At 72.7% G+C, this 17,386-nt stretch carries 15 protein-coding genes; 9 read left to right on the top strand and 6 right to left on the bottom strand.

All coding sequences use genetic code 11. The features are described from left to right. Positions 1-33 precede the first annotated feature (33 nt). Positions 34-1,005 carry an alpha/beta hydrolase gene (locus ACZ7BZ_RS02325; RefSeq protein WP_470356724.1) on the top strand — a complete coding sequence of 324 codons (972 nt, stop codon included), beginning with the start codon at positions 34-36 and terminating at the stop codon, positions 1,003-1,005. 202 nt (positions 1,006-1,207) lie between these two features. Continuing rightward, entirely contained in the window at positions 1,208-2,266 is a 1,059-nt protein-coding gene (locus tag ACZ7BZ_RS02320) for a hypothetical protein (RefSeq protein WP_470356723.1), read from the top strand. 67 nt (positions 2,267-2,333) lie between these two features. On the opposite strand, the gene ACZ7BZ_RS02315 is transcribed toward ACZ7BZ_RS02320, so the two are convergent. The 5 genes from ACZ7BZ_RS02315 to ACZ7BZ_RS02295 all read right to left on the bottom strand — a co-directional run bounded on the left by ACZ7BZ_RS02315 (position 2,334) and on the right by ACZ7BZ_RS02295 (position 7,088). After that, positions 2,334-2,729: a hypothetical protein gene (locus ACZ7BZ_RS02315; protein WP_470356722.1), complete on the bottom strand. Its 396-nt coding sequence runs from the start codon at positions 2,727-2,729 to the stop codon at positions 2,334-2,336. Between the two features lie 207 nt (positions 2,730-2,936). Then, on the bottom strand, positions 2,937-4,082 hold the full coding sequence (locus ACZ7BZ_RS02310; RefSeq protein WP_470356721.1) for an FAD-dependent oxidoreductase: 1,146 nt from the start codon (positions 4,080-4,082) through the stop codon (positions 2,937-2,939). 251 nt (positions 4,083-4,333) lie between these two features. After that, a complete protein-coding gene (locus tag ACZ7BZ_RS02305) occupies positions 4,334-5,029 on the bottom strand; it encodes a TetR/AcrR family transcriptional regulator (protein ID WP_470356720.1) in 696 nt (231 codons plus the stop codon). A gap of 382 nt (positions 5,030-5,411) precedes the next feature. Continuing rightward, on the bottom strand, positions 5,412-5,945 hold the full coding sequence (locus tag ACZ7BZ_RS02300) for a GNAT family N-acetyltransferase (RefSeq protein ID WP_470356719.1): 534 nt from the start codon (positions 5,943-5,945) through the stop codon (positions 5,412-5,414). Between the two features lie 69 nt (positions 5,946-6,014). Beyond that, on the bottom strand, positions 6,015-7,088 hold the full coding sequence (locus tag ACZ7BZ_RS02295; protein ID WP_470356718.1) for a HEAT repeat domain-containing protein: 1,074 nt from the start codon (positions 7,086-7,088) through the stop codon (positions 6,015-6,017). Between the two features lie 277 nt (positions 7,089-7,365). Between ACZ7BZ_RS02295 and ACZ7BZ_RS02290 the strand changes: the two genes are divergently transcribed. From ACZ7BZ_RS02290 to ACZ7BZ_RS02280, 3 genes are all read left to right on the top strand, one after another. Then, positions 7,366-8,910: an MFS transporter gene (locus tag ACZ7BZ_RS02290; protein WP_470356717.1), complete on the top strand. Its 1,545-nt coding sequence runs from the start codon at positions 7,366-7,368 to the stop codon at positions 8,908-8,910. Positions 8,911-9,014: 104 nt separating this feature from the next. Next, positions 9,015-9,404 (top strand): SCO5389 family protein, encoded by a 390-nt coding sequence (locus tag ACZ7BZ_RS02285; protein WP_470356716.1) that lies wholly within the window; start codon positions 9,015-9,017, stop codon positions 9,402-9,404. A gap of 238 nt (positions 9,405-9,642) precedes the next feature. After that, entirely contained in the window at positions 9,643-10,698 is a 1,056-nt protein-coding gene (locus ACZ7BZ_RS02280) for an LLM class flavin-dependent oxidoreductase (RefSeq protein ID WP_470356715.1), read from the top strand. Positions 10,699-10,748: 50 nt separating this feature from the next. Here the strand turns inward: ACZ7BZ_RS02280 and ACZ7BZ_RS02275 are convergent, their stop codons facing one another. Continuing rightward, positions 10,749-12,530: a gamma-glutamyltransferase family protein gene (locus tag ACZ7BZ_RS02275; protein WP_470356714.1), complete on the bottom strand. Its 1,782-nt coding sequence runs from the start codon at positions 12,528-12,530 to the stop codon at positions 10,749-10,751. 238 nt (positions 12,531-12,768) lie between these two features. Here ACZ7BZ_RS02275 and ACZ7BZ_RS02270 point away from each other — a divergent pair, with 238 nt between their 5' ends. The 4 genes from ACZ7BZ_RS02270 (at position 12,769) to ACZ7BZ_RS02255 (ending at position 17,336) form a co-directional block, all read left to right on the top strand. Further along, positions 12,769-13,848 carry a methyltransferase gene (locus tag ACZ7BZ_RS02270; RefSeq protein ID WP_470356713.1) on the top strand — a complete coding sequence of 360 codons (1,080 nt, stop codon included), beginning with the start codon at positions 12,769-12,771 and terminating at the stop codon, positions 13,846-13,848. A gap of 397 nt (positions 13,849-14,245) precedes the next feature. Beyond that, a complete protein-coding gene (locus ACZ7BZ_RS02265; RefSeq protein WP_470356712.1) occupies positions 14,246-15,547 on the top strand; it encodes an ABC transporter substrate-binding protein in 1,302 nt (433 codons plus the stop codon). After that, entirely contained in the window at positions 15,544-16,473 is a 930-nt protein-coding gene (locus ACZ7BZ_RS02260; protein WP_470356711.1) for a carbohydrate ABC transporter permease, read from the top strand. The genes ACZ7BZ_RS02265 and ACZ7BZ_RS02260 overlap by 4 nt, the downstream gene beginning before the upstream one ends. After that, positions 16,473-17,336 carry a carbohydrate ABC transporter permease gene (locus ACZ7BZ_RS02255; RefSeq protein WP_470356710.1) on the top strand — a complete coding sequence of 288 codons (864 nt, stop codon included), beginning with the start codon at positions 16,473-16,475 and terminating at the stop codon, positions 17,334-17,336. The genes ACZ7BZ_RS02260 and ACZ7BZ_RS02255 overlap by 1 nt, the downstream gene beginning before the upstream one ends. Positions 17,337-17,386 lie beyond the last annotated feature (50 nt).

Below are 17,386 nucleotides of genomic sequence, written 5' to 3'. Positions count from 1 at the left end.
CCCGGCAGCACGCCGGGAGGGGGAGCAGGGCACATGAGCGGGAACACGACCGCGGCACGACCGCTGGAGCCGGACTTCGAGACGATCACGACCGAGGAACTGATCGCCTACCGCGAGGCGGAGAACCGCTTCCGGGCCTCCGCCCCGGCGCGGGCCGTCCTCGGAGAACCGCACCCGGGCGCCGCCATCGAGTGGCAGCGGCTGGCACTGCCCGACCGCGACCTCCCGGTCCGGGTGTACCGGCCAGCCCTGGTCGAGGACAGTGAGGTCGGCGAGGCCGGCGCCCGGACCGCCCTTCCGCTCGTGATCCACGTCCACGGTGGCGGCTTCGTGGGCACGGCGGCGCAGTGCGACTGGACCAGCAGCCACCTCGCCGCCCGGCTGCCCGCACTCGTCGTCTCGGTCGAGCACCGCCTTCTCGCCCCCGCCGATCCGCTCTCGAACGCCGCTGCCGACGGCTGGGACGCACTCGACCACGTGGTGCGGAACGCCGCGCGGTGGGGCGTCGATCCGGCCCGCACGGCCGTGTTCGGCGAGAGCTGCGGCGCGCTGATCAGCGCCCTGACGGCCCTCCGGGCCAGGACGGCCGGCCTGGAACTCAAGGCTCAGGTCCTGGTCAACCCGGTGACCGACGTCACCGGGACGATGTTCGACCACCCGTCCACGGCCGAGCACGGACACACCTCGACCCTGGCCCTGCCGCAGCTGCGACTCTTCCAGCGGCTCGCCGTCCCGCCGGGAACCGACGCCGGCGCCGTCTCGCCGCTGTACGCGGACGACCTGGTCGCCCTCGCCCCGGCACTGGTGGTGGTGCCCACCCATGACCCGGTCGCCGACCACGGCCGCCGCTACGCCGAGCGGCTGCGCGCGGCCGGGACTCCCGTGCGGCTCTCCGAATTCCCGGGCGCCAGGCACGCGTTCCTCACCCTGCCCGGCATCGAACCGCAGGCCGAGGCCGCCCAGTCGGAGATCCTCCGGTTCCTCCGCGCGGCTCTGGCGGCGTGACGGGTTCTCACCGGCAGGGAGGCGAAGGCGGTACGGGCCAAGGACCAGGCGGACTTCGACGGTGTGCTGCCGCTGCTTAACCGGACCCGGCGCGACGCCCTCGCCGGCTGCTGGAGCGCATCCACCCCCCGGCATCGCTGGCTGACGGCGCTGGCGGAGTGGGCCCCGTCCGGCCAGCCGTACACTGCGAGAGGATTCCGGCATGACGATCACACCACGGCTGGTGGCCACGTACCCGGTCCCGGACCCGGCCGGTGCCCAGGCCTTCATCGACCCCACCGGGCCCGTCCCCCGGCTGGAGGTCCGCACGGCCGGGTCGCTGCGCCTCTACGAGCTGCGGGAACGGGCGGAGCAGGTGGCCGAGTTCCCCGCGCCGGCGCCCGTCGGGTGGCTGAGGGCGTGGACGGCGCCCGACCTGTCGTTCGCCGTCTTCGGCGCCGCGACGGGGTACGTCGCCGTCGCTCCGGACGGCCGCAAGCTGTGGGAACAGCCGTACGGCACTTGGGAGGTGGGCCGATGGGGCTACCTCGCGTTCTCGGCGGGCGGCGCCGACCGGGAGCTGCGGATCTGGCTGCGCCTCCCCTCCGGCCTGCCCGACCACACCCTGATCCTCACCCTGGACGTCCGGGGGGCGGTGCTGGCGCGCAGCGTGCTGCCGTGCGGCGGCTACGAACGGTTCGTCTCCCTGCGCTGGGACGAGCACGGCGAGGTCACCGGTGTGACGGTGTCCGGGGGGCTGCAGGCGGACACCCGCTACGCGGCCCGGTGGGAGTCCGGCGCCATCGTGCTGGGCGGGCCGCTGCCGCAGGACCGGGACGCCCTGCGCCTCGGCGAGCGCGAGTACCTGGGCGCGGACTCCGGGAACACCCGCTGCATGACCGTCGACCGCAGGGGACGGGACGTCAGCTGGCACCGCCTGCCCGGCCACCAGGTCACCGCCACGCTCGCCCTGGGCGACTTCCCGGCCCCCGGCACGGGCGACTGCTCGGTGCACAACGCGCCGTACATCTCCTCCTGGAGCGGGTTCGTGGACGACGACACCGCGATGGTGACGCTCCACAACCCGTACGACGAGGCCGCGGTGTACGTGTTCGGCGAACAGGACTGGCGGGAGCACAGCCACTGGCTCGCCGACCCGGCCACCGGTGGCCTGCACGGCCGGATCGAGTACCCGATGGCCGAGGTCGACACCGTGGTGCCGGTCGGCGACGGCACCTGGATCACCCAGGAGTGGGACGCCTTCCACCGCTGGCGCCGCTGAGCCGACCCGAGCCGAGGCGTTCGGTGGTCGGAGCCGCGGCCACCGAACACCCCGGCCGGATCCGGGATCAGTGCCAGGCGGTGCAGAACGAGTAGCCGTTGACGTTGACGCACCCCCGGGTGACGATCCCCGAGTCCGGGAGTTCGTCGGTGTACCCGCTCGTGTTGATGACCGTGTTGAGCCAGCCGTCCCACGTCCTGCCGCCGTCGCTCGACTGGTCCATGTAGACGGACCAGGACTGCCCGGGCGTGGCGCCGCCCCTCGCCTTCGCCCACTCGTGGTTGCCGATGAGCTCCGTCGCGAGCTGGACCCAGCCCCAGTTGGTCGAGACGTACTGGCAGTAGTAGGCGGCGGGCTCGTCGCAGTTGTTGTACTGGGCGGCGGCCTGCGCGGTGCCCGACATGCCGACGAATCCGCCGCCGACCAGCGCAGCGGTGGCGATCATCGTTCCGATACGACGCATGGTTCCCTCCGTGGATCGTTGGTCCGAGGGCACCCCACACGGGTGGACCACCGCCTCCTCCGGCCGGAGGCGCTCCCCTCGTCCGTCCGCACAGCAGGTTGCCAGCGCACCGACAGGCCGGGGAACGACGTTGGCCGGACGTTCCTCCGACACTTCGCCCCGGGAACGACGGCCCGGGAACGACGACCTGGAGAGTACGGCGGGTCGTCAGGCGTCGGTCGGCCCGGTGGTCAGGAGGGCGGTCATCCTCTCCAGGCCGGCCCCGCCGAACATGCTGTCCAGACTGGCGGCGGACTCGGCGGCGCTCGCCTCGCTGCGCGGGAAGAGGGCCTGCTCGTAGGCGGTCAGGGCCGCCTCGACGTCGCCGGGGTGGGCGACGACGGCCCGACCGAGTTCGGCGCCGTCGAACATGGCCAGGTTGGCGCCCTCGCCGGCGAACGGGGACATCAGATGCGCGGCGTCGCCGAGCAGGGTCACGCCGGGGACGCGGTCCCAGCGGTGGCCGATCGGCAGGGCGTGGATGCGGCGCGGGTTGAGCGTGTCGGCGTCGGCGACCAGGCGGCGCAGGTCCTCGCTCCACCCGTCGAAGTGGGCCAGGACGGCGGCCTTGGCGGCCTTCGCACCGGCGGCGCTGAAGTCGAGGGTGTCCAGCCAGTCCTCGTCGACCTTGAGCGCGGTGTAGACGTGCAGGCTGCCGTCGGTCTCCCGGTGGGCGAGGATGCCGTTCCGGTCACCGAGGCAGATGAAGAACCCGCCGCCGATCAGGGCGGCGCTGCGCGCGTGGCGGGTGTCGGCGTCGAAGAGGTCGGCCTCGATGAAGGAGATGCCGGTGTAGGCGGGCCTGGCGTCCGAGAGCAGCGGCCGGATCCGGGACCAGGCGCCGTCCGCCCCGATCAGCAGGTCGGTGGTGATGGCGGTGCCGTCGGCGAACGTCACCTCGTGGCGTCCGGCCGCCAGCGGGCGGGCACCGGTGACCTTCCGCCCCCAGTGGAGGGTGCCGTCGGGCAGGGAGTTCAGCAGGAGGTCCCGGAGGTCGCCCCGGTCCACCTCGGGCCGGCCGCCCGTCCCGTCGTCCTCCTGGGCCAGGTGGACGGTGCCGTCCGGGCCGAGGAGACGCAGGGCCTGGCCGCCCGGGTGGACGATCCCGCGGAAGTCGTCGTGGAGGCCGGCGGCGAGCAGTGCCTGCTGGCCGTTCTCCTCGTGGATGTCGAGCATGCCGCCCTGCGAGCGGGCCTCGGCGCCCGCCTCCTGGTCGAAGACGGCGGCCCGGATGCCGTGGACGTGCAGCACCCGGGCGGCGGTGAGACCGCCCAGGCCGCCGCCGATGATCGCGATGGGGACGTGCGTGTTCATGCGGATGCCTCCGGGGGCCCGTGGTGCCGGACGCCGACCGGCGGGCGGTGGTGCCCCGTGTCCGGCCGTCGCCGCCGGGCTCCGTGCCCGACCGCTCCACCGTAACGAACATGTTCGTAACGAACAAGTTCGCCGCAACCAGTCGCCACCAAGTGCGAACAGGCGCGAACAGGCGGGAACAGGCGCCGGCGGCACGGTGTCGGCACATGCGAAACGGCCCCGGGGGTACCCGGGGCCGTTTCGAGGGACGGTCAGCCGACCGTGCCGGGAAGGGGCGTCCGGATGATGCCGTTGACCAGGACGTCGAAGCCCCAGGCCAGCCGGTCCTCACCCGTACCGGCGAGCAGGGCCGGCATATGGGCGTTGATCATCGGATGCGTGGCCTCGCCCGCGGACCGTACGGCCCGCGTCAAGGCGTCCCAGTCCTCGCGCGAGGCGGCGTCGCGCTGCTGGGTGCCGTGCTCGGCCGCCGTGGCGGTGGCGTGCTGCAGCAGGATGTCGACACCCCAGGCCGCCTGCTCCCGGGCGGCACCGCTGCGGGCCAGCAGGCCGAGGATCCGCTCCACCAGGCGCAGGTAGTTCTCGCCGCTGGGGCGGGCGACCAGGGCCGAGCGGGCGAGCTGCGGGTGCTCGAACAGGACCCGGGTGTACGAGACGAGCACCGCGAAGAGCTGCTCCCGCCAGCCCTCCCCCGCCTCCCGGGCGGCCAGGTCCACCTCACCCAGCAGCGCGTCCAGGACGGCCGCGTGCAGTTCCGCGGTGTTGGCCACGTAGACGTACAGCGAGGCCGGTCCGGTGTCCAGTTCCTGGGCGAGGCGACGCATGGTCACCTTCTCCAGCCCCTCCGCGCGCATGATCCGCACGGCCGTCTCCACGATGCCCTGCCGGGTCAGCGCAGCCTTCGCGGGGCGCTCGCGGCGACTGACCGGTCCTCGTCTCACGTCCATGGCCCGATCGTAACGAACATGTTCGGAACGGCCTCGGGCCGGCCACCACAGCTCGGGCCGGCGACCCCGGCGACGCCACTGCGGACTCGGCCGCGACCACCCGGGCGCCTGCGGGGCGGCTGTCGCCGGTGGCCGCGTCGACCGGTTCAGCAGCCGGGCCGGGTCGGTGGTCACAGCGGCGTGCAGGACCGACGGGGCGAGGTGGGCGGCCGACCAGGCGAGGGACTCGGCGGCCCTCATGCTCACCGGCGCCCTGCGCCGCAGCCGGTTCCGAGGCACGCGCGCGCCTCAGTCGAGGCGTCTCACCCGGTGGCGATCGATGCGGCCGGGGAGGTACGGACGGCGGTCCGCCATCCTGTGGTGATCCGGCGGATCGGCCGGCTCACGCCTGGTACTCGGTGAGATCGATGGCGTGAACGCGCAGCGGATAGCCGTACACCGGGTGCTCCGTCTCACGTTCCGGCACCATGCCGAGCTTGCGAACGACGTTCTCAGAGGAGCCGTCACCCACTCGGTTGATGCTGATGACGCGGTCGAGGCCACGATCCTGGAGTGCGAACTCCAGGGTGGCCTGGGCGGCTTCGGACGCGTATCCCTGGCCCCAGAACTGTCGGCCGAGCCGCCAGCTGATCGCCACGTCCGGCAGCACCTCCGGCAGGAATTCGGGCACGGACAGCCCCGTGAAGCCGGCCAGCTCACCCGAGGCCAGCATCTCGACGGCGAAGAGGCCGAAGCCCTCGTCGTCCCACTCCTCCTCCCACCTCTCGATGGCCTCAGCCGTCTCGTCGAGGTCGCGCACCGAGCCGTCGTCGATCCACCGCATGACCTCCGGGTCGGCGTTGATGTCCGCCATCGGCGCGAGGTCGTCGTCACGCCAGCGACGGAGGAGGAGGCGGGGGGTGTGGATCTCGGTCATGGTGCCCATCTTGCCGGAGGCGAGGGCCGCTTCGACAATCGGCCCACCACCAGCGTTGACGGAGTAACGTCAAGAGTCGGCCGGCGCCGCCCCGGTCCTCGAAGGACCGGTGAGGTCGGCCACCACCAGCTCGGCCGCCCGTACCGGGTCCCCTCCGGCGCGGGTGAGCAGCGGGGCCACGTCGTAGGCCGCGTCGACCATCCCCCGATGGGTCACTGTCATCCCGTGCACGGGCTGGTAGCGCGGTGAGCTGAGTGCCGCGCCGATGTCGGGGCGGAGCCGCTCCAGCTCCACGACGACCGTCCAGGCGTCGTCCTCGATCCGGGATCGCCGTACCGGGTCGCAGGCCTCGATGGCCTGGTCGGTTGCGGGTGGGTCGGGCTCGCAGGCGGCCAGAGCCGACAGCAGCTCGGGGACGCCCAGGACTGCCGCCGCGTGCAGGGTGAAGTTGTGGGACCAGCCGTCGGAGTTCAGCAGTTGCGCGATCAGTGGGACGGCCCGCAGGTCGTGCCGTACGGCCAGCCCTCGCGCGCCCTCCTCCCGGACCTCGCCGCACTCATCTGTGGTGCACTTCCACAGCGCGTCCCTGATGGCGGCCGTGTCCTGCTCCAGCTGGAATCCCAACGTGAAGGCCGCCCACTCGCGGACCTCGGGGTCCTGGTCCCGGGTGAGCCGGATCAGCGCCCGGATGTCGGGCCCGTCGGGCAGTCCGCTGTTGACGGAGCTGAAGGTCGAGGCGACATGCCGCCGCAGGTCGGTGTCCTCGTGTCCGGAAAGCCTTGCCAGCAGGGGAACGGCGCGCGGGTCCTGCGCCCGGCCCAGGGCGCAGACGAGGGAGCTCAGCACGCAGCTCTCCGCCTCCGCTTCGGCCAGCGCCATCAGGGCGGTGGCCGCCTCTCGACGCAGGGGCTCGTGCGCCCCGTCGGCCGCGTATCCCACCAGATCGCAGCCCACCGTCCGCTCCAGGGGATCGGCCGACCCCAGCAGCCCCAACCCGCCGCGCAACGCGGTCTCCTCGCCCTCCCCCTTGACCGCCTCAATGACCAGATTCCAGTAGGCGTGACTGTCGTCGTCCGCCTCCGCTGCCTGCGCCACCCGCGCCGCAGTCACCAAGCGCCCCGCCAGCCCCACCGCGTTGTCCATGTGCGCATCTTGCCCGAAGGACCGGGTGCCGGGCACCGGGTTTCTCCGCCGGGCCCGCACCGGCACTCCGACCAGCTGCACCGCCCGTGCGGGGCCGACGGCCGCAGGGTTCGACCTCGCGCTCGCACCGGCACCACCGCCCGCCCTCGTCCGAAAACAGACGGTTGTCGGTAATGAACGGTTGTGTTCCCTATCTCCCCGGGGCTACGGTCGGTGGTAGCGAACGGACTCCGTTCACTCACCGTCGTTCGACCCCACGCCATTGGGGGACCCTGCCATGGCAACCCCGCGCACCCTGCCGCTCGCACCGCCCGCGTCCGCACGGCGCGGCCAGCACCCAGGGATAGCCCTCACCGTCATCGCGGCCACCCAGCTCATGGTCGTTCTGGACATCACGATCGTGAACATCGCCCTGCCGCACATCCAGCAGGCCTTGAGCTTCTCCACCACCGACCTGTCCTGGGTGATCAACGCCTACACGCTGACCTTCGGCGGGCTGTTGCTGCTCGGCGGGCGGGCCGGTGACATCCTCGGGCGCCGGCGGGTGTTCATCGTCGGCGTACTGGTGTTCGGCCTGGCCTCGCTGCTCGGCGGGGTCGCCCAGAACGCCCCCTGGCTGCTGGCGGCCCGGGCGTTGCAGGGCGTGGGCGGCGCGATCGCCTCGCCCACAGCGCTGGCGCTGATCGCCACCAACTTCAAGGAGGGCCCGGAACGCAACCGGGCCTTCGGCGTCTACTCCGCCGTGGCCGGTGCGGGCGGTGCGGTGGGTCTGCTGCTCGGCGGCATGCTGACCTCCTGGCTGTCCTGGCGCTGGGTGCTGTTCGTCAATGTGCCGATCGGCATCGCGATCGCGCTGCTGGCGCCGCTCTACATCAACGAATCCGAACGGCACCCCGGGCGCTTCGACCTGCCCGGCGCGTTCACCGCCACCGCGGGCATGGTCTCCCTGGTCTACGGCTTCATCCGGGCCTCCGACCACGGCTGGACGGACGCCGTCACGCTGACCGCCTTCGGCCTGGCCGTACTGCTGCTGGCGGCCTTCCTGCTGAACGAGCGGCGGGTGGCGCAGCCGATCACCCCGCTGCACCTGTTCCGCGACCGCAACCGCTCCGGCGCGTACGGGCTGATGCTGTGCGTGGCCGCGACGATGTTCAGCATCTTCTTCTTCATCACCCTGTTCGTGCAGGAGATCCTCGGGTTCAGCCCGCTGCGCGCGGGCTTCGCCTTCCTGCCGATCAGCGTGGCCATCGTCGCGGCCGCCCAGTTCGCCGCGCGCAACCAGATCCGGTGGGGCCCCAAGCCGTTCCTGGTCACCGGGTCGGTCCTGGTCCTCAGCGGGGTGTTCTGGGCGACCCGCATCGACATCCACAGCACCTACGCGAACGGCATCCTCGGACCGACACTGCTGTTCGGCTTCGGGATGGGCTCGATCTTCGTGCCGGTGATGCTCACCGCCGTCTCGCACGTGGCACCGAACGAGACCGGCGCGGCCACCGGCATGCTCAACACCACGCAGCAGGTGGGCGGTTCGCTCGGCCTGTCGATCCTGGTCACGGTGTACGGCACCGCCAGCCGCAACGAGGCCGAGCAGCAGGTCGGGGCGTTCCTGCGGCAGGCGACGCCGGGGCAGGCCCTCCAGTTCAAGGCGAGCGGGAAGCTGCCGGCGCCGTACTCCTCGGAGGTGCTGGTGCACGGCATCGCGACGGCCTTCCAGCTGGGGCTGGTGTTCGCGTCGCTGGCGGTGGTGATCGCGGTGTTCGTCATCAAGGTGCGGCGGGCGCCCGAGGCGGCGCACGTCAGCGCTTCGGGGGGCGGTACTTGACAGGGCGTCGGGGCGTCCAGGACAGTCCCTTTACGCAAATGGTTTTCATCTTCGTTAACCATTCCCCGTCCGCGCCCAGCGCGCGCCCGCGAAAGAGGACCCCCATGTCGCTCGACGTCTCCCCCGCCCTGCTCGACCAGGCCCGCGCCGGCCACGTGGAGCAGGCCGACTTCCTCGACACCGTCCGCGCCTCGCTCCCGTACGCCTACCAGGTCGTCGCCGGGCTCAGCACCGAACTCGCGGCCACCGAAGCCGAGTTCACCACCGACAACACCACGCCCAGCGACCAGCAGCGCGCCCAGCTGCTGCGCGCGCTGGCCAGCAACGCCATCCGCGGCAGCCTGGAGGAGCACTTCGGCGTGAAGCTGGCCTTCGTCAACTGCCACCGGGTCGGCGCCTTCCGCCCCGGAACGGAGTCCAGCGAGGCGTACCGCGAGTTCACCTCGCTGCACAACCAGATCCGCAACCAGAGCCCGGAGCTGCGCAGCTGCTGATCCCCCCGGCCCCGCGCCCGGCTCCGGCGGGCGCCCGCCCTCCTGGGACGGGGGCCGCCGGAGCGGGGTGCGACCCGGCGCCGCGTTTCCGCCCGTTGCGCCGGGTTGCGCCGGGTTGCGAACCGTTGTCCGGATCGTGCGCCGATCTTGTGGCGCCGAGCACGGCCTGCGTACGGTCGACGGGCACCACCCGTCCGGCCCCCACCGGGGCCGCAAGAGCCCACGCGGAGCCGCCACCATGCCGACCTCCCCACGCCCGCTGCGGAAACTCGGCTTCCTGACCATCGGGCTCTTCGACGAGGCCGACCCGCACCGAGGCCACGAATCCACCCTCGAACTGATCACCCTCGGTGAGCACCTCGGCTTCGACAGCGCCTGGCTGCGCCACCGCCACCTCCAGTACGGGATCTCCTCCCCCCTCGCCGTCCTCGCCGCCGCCACCCAACGCACCCGCCGCATCCAGCTCGGCACCGCCGTCACCCCGCTCGGCTGGGAGAACCCGCTGCGGCTCGCCGAGGACCTCGCCACCGTCGACGTGCTCTCCGGCGGCCGGCTCAACCCCGGCTTCAGCGTCGGCCCGCCCGTCCACTACGAGCACGTGCGCGGCGCCCTCTACCCCGACACCGGCGAGCAGGAGGACTTCAGCCCCGCCCGCGCCGAACGCTTCCTCGCCCTGGTGCGCGGCGAGGACGCCTCCGACTTCGCGGGCACCGAGGGCATCGAGGTGTACTCGCGCCGCGTCCAGCCGCACTCCCCCGGTCTGGCCGACCGGCTCTGGTACGGCGCCGCCAGCCTGCGCTCGGCCCGCTGGGCGGGCGAGCACGGGCTCAACCTGCTGACCAGCAGTGTGGTCAAGCCCGAACCCGACGGCGCTGAACCCGACGCCGCCGCACCGGACTTCGCCCGTATCCAGGCCTCACAGATCCGCGCCTTCCGCGCCCACCACCCCGACGGCGAGCGCGCCCGGGTCTCCCAAGGCCTGGTGGTCATCCCCACCGACGGCGCCACCCCGGAGCAGCGCGCCAAGTACCAGGCGTACGCCCTCGCCCGCACCCCGCGCACCCTCGCCCCGCAGGGCCCGGCCCGGCTGGTGTTCGCCCCCGACCTGGTCGGCAGCTCCGCGGAACTCGCCGAACGGCTGCACGCCCACGCCGGCTACCGGGAGGTCGACGAAGTCGCCTTCGCGCTGCCGTTCAGCTTCGACCACCAGGACTACGTGCAGATCCTCACCGACCTCGCCACCCGGCTCGGACCCGCCCTCGGCTGGTCGCCCTCGGCGCCCGGACAGGGCTGAACGGCCGCCGCACCCGATCACCCCGCCGCAGCCTGCCCAGCGTCCACCGCTCACCGGCCGACGGCGTAGCCCTGCATCCCGCGCGGATTGGCGCCCGCCGAGAGCACCCCGGTCTCGGGGTCACGGGCGACGGCGCACAGCCGCCCCTCCGACCACGGCGGCCCGACCGTGACGTGGTGCCCGCGCCGGCGCAGCCGCTCGACGGTGTCCGGGCCGAACCGGGACTCCACGAAGAGGCTGCCGGGCCGGCTGCGGCGCGGGTGGAAGGAGCTGGGGAAGCCCTCGGTGTGCCAGTTCGGGGCGTCGATCGCGCCCTGGAGGTCGAGCCCGCCGCGCACCGGCGGGCGCAGCGCGGCGGCCAGCAGGAAGTGCAGGCTCCACTGGTCCTGCTGGTCACCCCCCGGGGTGCCGAAGGCCAGCACGGGTCGGCCGTCGCGCAGGGCGAGCGAGGGCGAGAGGGTGGTGCGCGGACGGCGGCCCGGGGTGAGGGAGTTCGGCAGTCCGGGGGTGAGCGAGGCCATCTGGAGCCGGGTGCCGAGCGGGAAGCCGAGGCCCGGGACGACCGGGTTGGACTGCAGCCAGCCGCCGCTCGGGGTGGCGGAGACCAGGTTGCCCCAGCGGTCGACCACGTCCAGGTGACAGGTGTCGCCGCGGGTGGTGCCGTCCCTGCCGACGGTCGGCTCGCCCGTCCCGGGGGCGTCCCACTCGGACGGGTCCTGGACGCCGACGAACTCCGCGAGACGGGGCGCCCGCCCGTCCGGGCTGCCTGGCCGGAGGTCGTGGGACGCCCGATCCGCGATCAGGGCGCGCCGGGCGTCGTTGTACCCGGGCGAGAGCAGCGCCCCGATCGGCACGTCGCCCGCGTCGCCGTACCAGGCCTCGCGGTCGGCCATCGCGAGCTTGGCGCCCTCGACCAGGGTGTGCACGTACTCGGCTTCGTCGAGCTCCGCCAAGTCGGCTGGCAGCAGGGCGAGTTGCTGGAGGAACGCCGGACCCTGGCTCCACGGGCCCGGCTTGGCGACCGTCCAGCCGTTCCAGGTGTGCGTCACCGGCTCCTCGTAGTGCGCGCTGAACGCCGCCAGGTCGTCCCCGGTCAGGGTGCCCGGGTGGCGCTCGCCGGAGGTGTCCATCGCGGGCCGGGCGGCGAAGTCGGCGAGCGCCTCGGCGACGAAGCCCTCCCGCCAGTTCCGCCGGGCGGCGTCGATCTGGGCCTCTCGTCCGCTCCCGGCGGCCTCCGCCTCCCGGATCAGCCGCCGCCAGGTCGCGGCGAGCGCCGGATTGGTCAGCAGCGCGCCGGGCTGCGGCGCCCGCCCGCCGGGGAGGTAGAGCTCCGCCGAGGTCGTCCACTCCTCCTCGAACAGCTCCCGCACCGTCTCGACGGTCGTCCCGATCCGCTCGACCGCCGGATGCCCGTACTCGGCGTAGCCGATCGCGAAGCGCAGCACCTCGGCGAGCCGCCGGGTGCCGTGGTCGCGCAGCAGCAGGAGCCAGGCGTCGAAGGCCCCGGGCACGGCGGCCGCCAGCGGTCCCGTCCCGGGGACGAGCGAGAGGGCGAGCGCGCGGTAGTGCCCGATGCCCGCCCCCGACGGTGCCGGCCCCTGACCGCAGAGCACCTGCACCGGCCCGTCCGCCGGCGCCAGGATGATCGGCACCTCCCCCGCCGGTCCGTTCAGGTGCGGCTCCACCACCTGCAGGGTGAAGCCGGCCGCCACCGCGGCGTCGAAGGCGTTCCCGCCGTCCTCCAGCACCGCCATCCCGGCCGCCGAGGCCAGCCAGTGCGTCGAGGACACCATCCCGAAGGTCCCCTGCAGCGTCGGCCGGGTCGTGAACATCGCTACCCCCTCCGTGCCCGTGCGGCTCCAGGGCCCGTCTTCGAACCCGCGTCCGCGGGGGTTTCAGGACGGACCCTAGGAATCCTGGCCGTCCCCGCCGGACTTGTCACCACCGCGTCGGCGGACGCCTTCCCTGGTCGGCCCCGGACGGCCCGCGACCCCGGACGGAGCGGGCTTCGGCGCGGGCCGGCGCGGGAAGCGTTCCCGGGCGGGGGAATCAGGAGCGGAGGAGGACGGTATGAACCAGAGCGACGGCACGTTCCCGGACGGGCCGGCGGGGACGGCGGCCGGCAGCGGCGGAGGCGATCCCGACGAGCGCCTCCGTCGGTCCAACGCCTTCCTGGTGGACGAGATCCTCGGCTTCCTCCACCCCGCCGCGCTGCGCGCCGCCGCCGAGGTGGGTGTGGCCGACCACCTCGCCAAGGGGCCCGGCACCCCCGCCGAGCTGGCCGCCGCCACCGGCACGGACGCCCGCGGCCTGTACCGGGTGCTGCGGCTGCTCGCCACCCGGGGCGTGGTGGCGGAGGACGAGTCGGGCCGGTTCGCGCTGACCGAGGCCGGGCAGGCATTGCGCAGCGACGTCCCGTACTCCGCGCGGGCGGCCGTGCGGATGCTCAGCGACCGCACCATGTGGCGGCCCGCCGGGGAGTTGACCCGCTGTCTCACCGAGGGCGGCTCGGCGTTCGACGAGATCTTCGGCATGCCGTTCTTCGACCACTTCGCCCAGGACGCGCGCACCGCAGACGTCTTCCACGTGGGCATGGCGGCGATGTCCGACGCGGAGAACGCCGCCATCGCCGCCGCCTACGACTACCCGGAGAGCGGTACCGTCGTGGACGTCGGCGGCGGCCACGGCGGCCTGCTGTCGGAGGTGCTGCTCCGCAACCCCGGGCTGACCGGTGTCCTCTACGACCGCGCCCACGTCCTCGCGGGCCACCGCCTGGGCACGGCCGAGGAGCTGGCGGGACGCTGGAGCCTTGCGGAGGGCGACTTCTTCACCGCCGTGCCGCCCGGCGACGTCCACCTGCTCAAGCGGATCACCCACGACTGGGACGACGAGCAGTGCGCGATCCTGCTGGGCCACTGCCGACGCGCCCTGCGCCCGGGCGGCCGGGTCCTGGTGCTGGACGCGGTGGTCCCGCGCGGCAACGCCCCGCACCAGTCCAAGGCGCTGGACCTGATGATGCTGGCCTCGCTCGGCGGCCGCGAGCGCACCGAGGAGGACTTCGCGGAGCTCTTCGGGAACTCCGGCCTGCGCCTCTCCCGCGTCGTCCCCACCCCGACGGTGCTCTCCGTGGTGGAGGCCGTCCCGGCCTGACGTACCGCCGCACCGACACATCGACACATCGAGACACCGCCGCGCCGTCGCACCGTCGCGCCGTCGCACCGAACAGGAGCAGTCGGGAGCAGCCAGGAGCAAACAGGATCCATCACAAGTCAACATCCCTACACATCGTAACGCTTTCGCTCTGTACGACGAAAACTGAATGAAAACTCTTGTTCACCTCTGACGGAGGTCGCTACATTCCTCCTCGGCCGCCTGCCAGACCGGCGGCGCAGCGGCGACCCGGCCCCGGGAGCCGCTGAGACATCCGCGCGCCCCCTGTTCCCCGGTGCGGCAGCGCGTCTCGAGGGAGGAAGACCCGGACATGGGTGGCAGAGTCGTGGGCGGGCCGAGTCGGCGCGGATTCCTGAAGGGACTGGGAGTCGCGGCCATGGCCGCCGCCGGGGCCCCGGTCCTCTCGTCGTGCAGCGGATCGGGTGCCGGAGCCGACGTCACCGGAGGCTCCGGCACCCCGTCCGGCTCGATCACGGTGTGGAGCTGGAAGAACCCGGCCGCCGAACTCAAGGCCCTGGTACCGGCGTTCAACGCGGTCTACCCGGACGTCAAGGTCACGGTCCAGGACATCGGCAACCCCGCGATCTGGGACAAGATCACCATCGCGATGGCGGCCGGCGGGCAGGGCCTGGGCGACGTCCTGCACCTCGGCGTGGACTACCTGCCCAGCTACATCGAGAAGTTCCCCGGCGGGCTGGCCGACCTCTCGAAGCTGGGCGCGGGCAAGTACGCCGGCGCCTTCGCGCCGGGCCTGTGGCAGACCGTCTCCCGGGGGGACAAGGTCTACGCGCTGCCCTGGGAGGCCAACGCCGCCGGCTTCTTCTACCGCGCCGACCTCTTCAGGACCGCGGGCGTGGATCCCACCGCGCTGGCGACCTGGGACGACGTCATCACCGCCGGGAAGAAGGTCAAGGACGCCACCGGCACTGCCCTGCTGGCCGTGGACCGCTCCGCCTCCCAGGCCGACTCGGCCAACCTGTTCCAACTGCTGCTCCAGCTCCAGGGATCCTTCTACTTCAACCTGGACGGGAAGATCACCCTCAACTCCCCCGAGGCCGTCCGAGCGCTCACCCTGATCAAGGAGATGAACGACGCGGGCCTGGTCCTCGACGCCCCGGGCGCACCCGGCGCACCCGGCTACGACGGCGTGGTGAAGGCCGGAAAGGTCGCGGTCTGCCCCAACCCGGCCTGGTACGGCGGCTACCTGGAGACCTTCGCCCCCGAGCAGAGCGGCGACTGGCAGCTGATGCTCCCGCCCGCCGTCACTCCCGGCGGCTCGCGCTCGGCGATCGTCAACTCCACCCACCTGGCCGTCTCCGGCAGCAGCAAGAACCAGCGGGCCGCGTTCGCCTTCGCCGAGTTCGCCCTCACCCGCCCCGCCTCCCAGGTGCAGGTCTTCAAGGCGAAGGGCATCTTCCCGGCGCTGCTCGACGCCTACCAGGACCCGGCCTTCCACGGGGCCGACGCGTTCTTCGGCGGGCAGAAGTACGCCGAGGTCCTCATCGACGAGCTGTCCAAGCCGTCAGTGGCGACCAACTACACCGCCGACTACGCCCGGGCCCTCAAGGCCATCGACGACGCCCAGACCAAGGTGCTGATGCAGGGCGCCGACCCGGCCGCGGTACTGAAGGCGGCCGCCGAGCAACTCGCCCGGCAGACCCGGCGGTCGCAGGCATGAGCACCACCTCGCTCGGCGCACCGGCCCGCCCCGCCGCCGGGGAGCGCCCCGCTGCGCGACGCGGTCGGCGGCGCACCGCCCGGCCGGCGCCGTACCTGTTCGTGCTGCCCGCGCTCGCGCTGTTCGCGGCGTTCCGGCTCTACCCGATCGGGTGGTCGTTCGTCCTCAGCCTGTACCACACCGACGGCACGGCGCAGACCTGGGCCGGGCTCGACAACTACCGTCGTCTGCTGGACGATCCACTGTTCTGGAAGGCGCTGGGCAACACCGCGCTGATCCTGGTCGTCCAGGTGCCGGTCATGCTGGCGCTCGCACTCGGCCTCTCGGTGGCGCTCAACTCCGCGCTGCTGCGCTGGAAGCCGCTCTTCCGGCTCGCCTTCTTCCTGCCGGTGGTGACCGGTCTGGTCACCTACGGACTGCTGATCGGCGCGCTGCTCAACCAGGACTCCGGCGCCGTCAACTGGCTGCTGGAGCTGGTCGGCCTACCCCAAGTGCACTGGCTCACCGACCCGTTCTGGGCGCGGGTGTCCATCATGCTCGCGCTGACCTGGCACTACACCGGCTACAACGCCGTCATCTACCTGGCCCGGCTGCAGGGCATCCCATCGGATCAGTACGAGGCCGCGGCCGTCGACGGCGCCGGCCCCTGGCGCCGGTTCTGGCACGTGACCCTGCCCGGGCTGCGCCCCGCCCTGCTGCTGACCGTGGTGCTGTCCACCATCGGCACCCTCCAGCTGTTCGACGAGCCGTTCATCATGACCGGCGGCGGGCCGGACAACGCGACCACCACCATCGGCGTGTACCTCTACCAGACCGGCTTCCGCTACTTCGACTTCGGCTACGCCTCGGCGATCGGCTACGCCCTGGTGCTGATCATCGCGGTCTTCGGCGTCCTCCAGGTCAAGTTCGCCAAGGAGGAGGACTGATGGCCACCACCCCCCGCCCCACCACCCCCCGCTCCGCCCCGCGCGCGTCCCGCCGCGGTCAGGTGCTGCTGACCGGCGGCATGCTGGTGCTGCTCGCCTTCACCGTCGCGCCGCTGTACTGGCTGGTGATCGCCGCCACCCACACCTCGCACGACGTCTTCGGCCGCCCGCCGCACCTGCTGCCCGGCGGCGCGCTCGGCTCGAACCTCGGCCACCTCCAGGAGTCCGTGGGCTTCGGCCGGGTCGTGCTCAACTCCGTGCTGCTGTCCCTCGGCTACACGGTGCTCGGCGGCACCGTCTGCACGCTGGCCGGCTACGGCTTCGCCAAGTACCGCTTCCGCGGCCGGGGCTTCCTGTTCTCCGTGCTGCTGCTGGCCCTCGTGGTGCCCACCCAGCTGACCGTCGTCCCGCTGTTCAAGATGATGGTGGACCTCGACTGGCTCAACACCTGGCAGGCCGTGCTGCTGCCCAACCTCGCCCTGCCGTTCGGCGTCTTCCTGATGCGCCAGTCGATGCGGGCCCTGCCGGACGAACTGCTCCAGGCCGGACGGATCGACGGCTGCGGCGAGCTGGGCCTGTTCTTCCGCATCGCGCTGCCGACCATGCGGCCGGCCCTGGCGGCGCTGGCGATGTTCCTCTTCCTGTTCCAGTGGAACGACTTCCTCTGGCCGCTGGTCGTGCTGCGCGACCAGTCCTCGTACACCATCCCGGTCGCGCTGGCCGCGCTGACCGGCAGCATCGACGTCGACTACGGCCAGCTCCTCACGGGGACGGCCGTCGCGGCGGTGCCGATGGCCGTGCTCTTCCTCTTCCTGCAGAAGCACTTCGTGTCGGGAATGCTCGCCGGAGCCGTCAAGCAGTGACCCGCCCCCAGCGCACCGAACCCCGCCCCGAACCCGAACCCGTCCCAGAG

This window comes from Kitasatospora sp. NPDC036934, assembly GCF_055608425.1.
The sequence above is the reverse complement of the archived record's forward strand: the minus strand, read 5'-3'. Positions and strand labels throughout refer to the sequence as shown.

Bases quoted from the DNA above. Each gene is read 5' to 3' on its own strand.
- ACZ7BZ_RS02275 (WP_470356714.1), bottom strand. From the start codon at position 12,530: ATGTTCACGACCCGGCCGACGCTGCAGGGGACCTTCGGGATGGTGTCC.
- ACZ7BZ_RS02280 (WP_470356715.1), top strand. From the start codon at position 9,643: ATGCCGACCTCCCCACGCCCGCTGCGGAAACTCGGCTTCCTGACCATC.
- ACZ7BZ_RS02300 (WP_470356719.1), bottom strand. From the start codon at position 5,945: ATGACCGAGATCCACACCCCCCGCCTCCTCCTCCGTCGCTGGCGTGAC.
- ACZ7BZ_RS02270 (WP_470356713.1), top strand. From the start codon at position 12,769: ATGAACCAGAGCGACGGCACGTTCCCGGACGGGCCGGCGGGGACGGCG.
- ACZ7BZ_RS02295 (WP_470356718.1), bottom strand. From the start codon at position 7,088: ATGGACAACGCGGTGGGGCTGGCGGGGCGCTTGGTGACTGCGGCGCGG.
- ACZ7BZ_RS02285 (WP_470356716.1), top strand. From the start codon at position 9,015: ATGTCGCTCGACGTCTCCCCCGCCCTGCTCGACCAGGCCCGCGCCGGC.
- ACZ7BZ_RS02320 (WP_470356723.1), top strand. From the start codon at position 1,208: ATGACGATCACACCACGGCTGGTGGCCACGTACCCGGTCCCGGACCCG.
- ACZ7BZ_RS02255 (WP_470356710.1), top strand. From the start codon at position 16,473: ATGGCCACCACCCCCCGCCCCACCACCCCCCGCTCCGCCCCGCGCGCG.
- ACZ7BZ_RS02325 (WP_470356724.1), top strand. From the start codon at position 34: ATGAGCGGGAACACGACCGCGGCACGACCGCTGGAGCCGGACTTCGAG.
- ACZ7BZ_RS02305 (WP_470356720.1), bottom strand. From the start codon at position 5,029: ATGGACGTGAGACGAGGACCGGTCAGTCGCCGCGAGCGCCCCGCGAAG.
- ACZ7BZ_RS02310 (WP_470356721.1), bottom strand. From the start codon at position 4,082: ATGAACACGCACGTCCCCATCGCGATCATCGGCGGCGGCCTGGGCGGT.
- ACZ7BZ_RS02290 (WP_470356717.1), top strand. From the start codon at position 7,366: ATGGCAACCCCGCGCACCCTGCCGCTCGCACCGCCCGCGTCCGCACGG.
- ACZ7BZ_RS02265 (WP_470356712.1), top strand. From the start codon at position 14,246: ATGGCCGCCGCCGGGGCCCCGGTCCTCTCGTCGTGCAGCGGATCGGGT.
- ACZ7BZ_RS02260 (WP_470356711.1), top strand. From the start codon at position 15,544: ATGAGCACCACCTCGCTCGGCGCACCGGCCCGCCCCGCCGCCGGGGAG.
- ACZ7BZ_RS02315 (WP_470356722.1), bottom strand. From the start codon at position 2,729: ATGCGTCGTATCGGAACGATGATCGCCACCGCTGCGCTGGTCGGCGGC.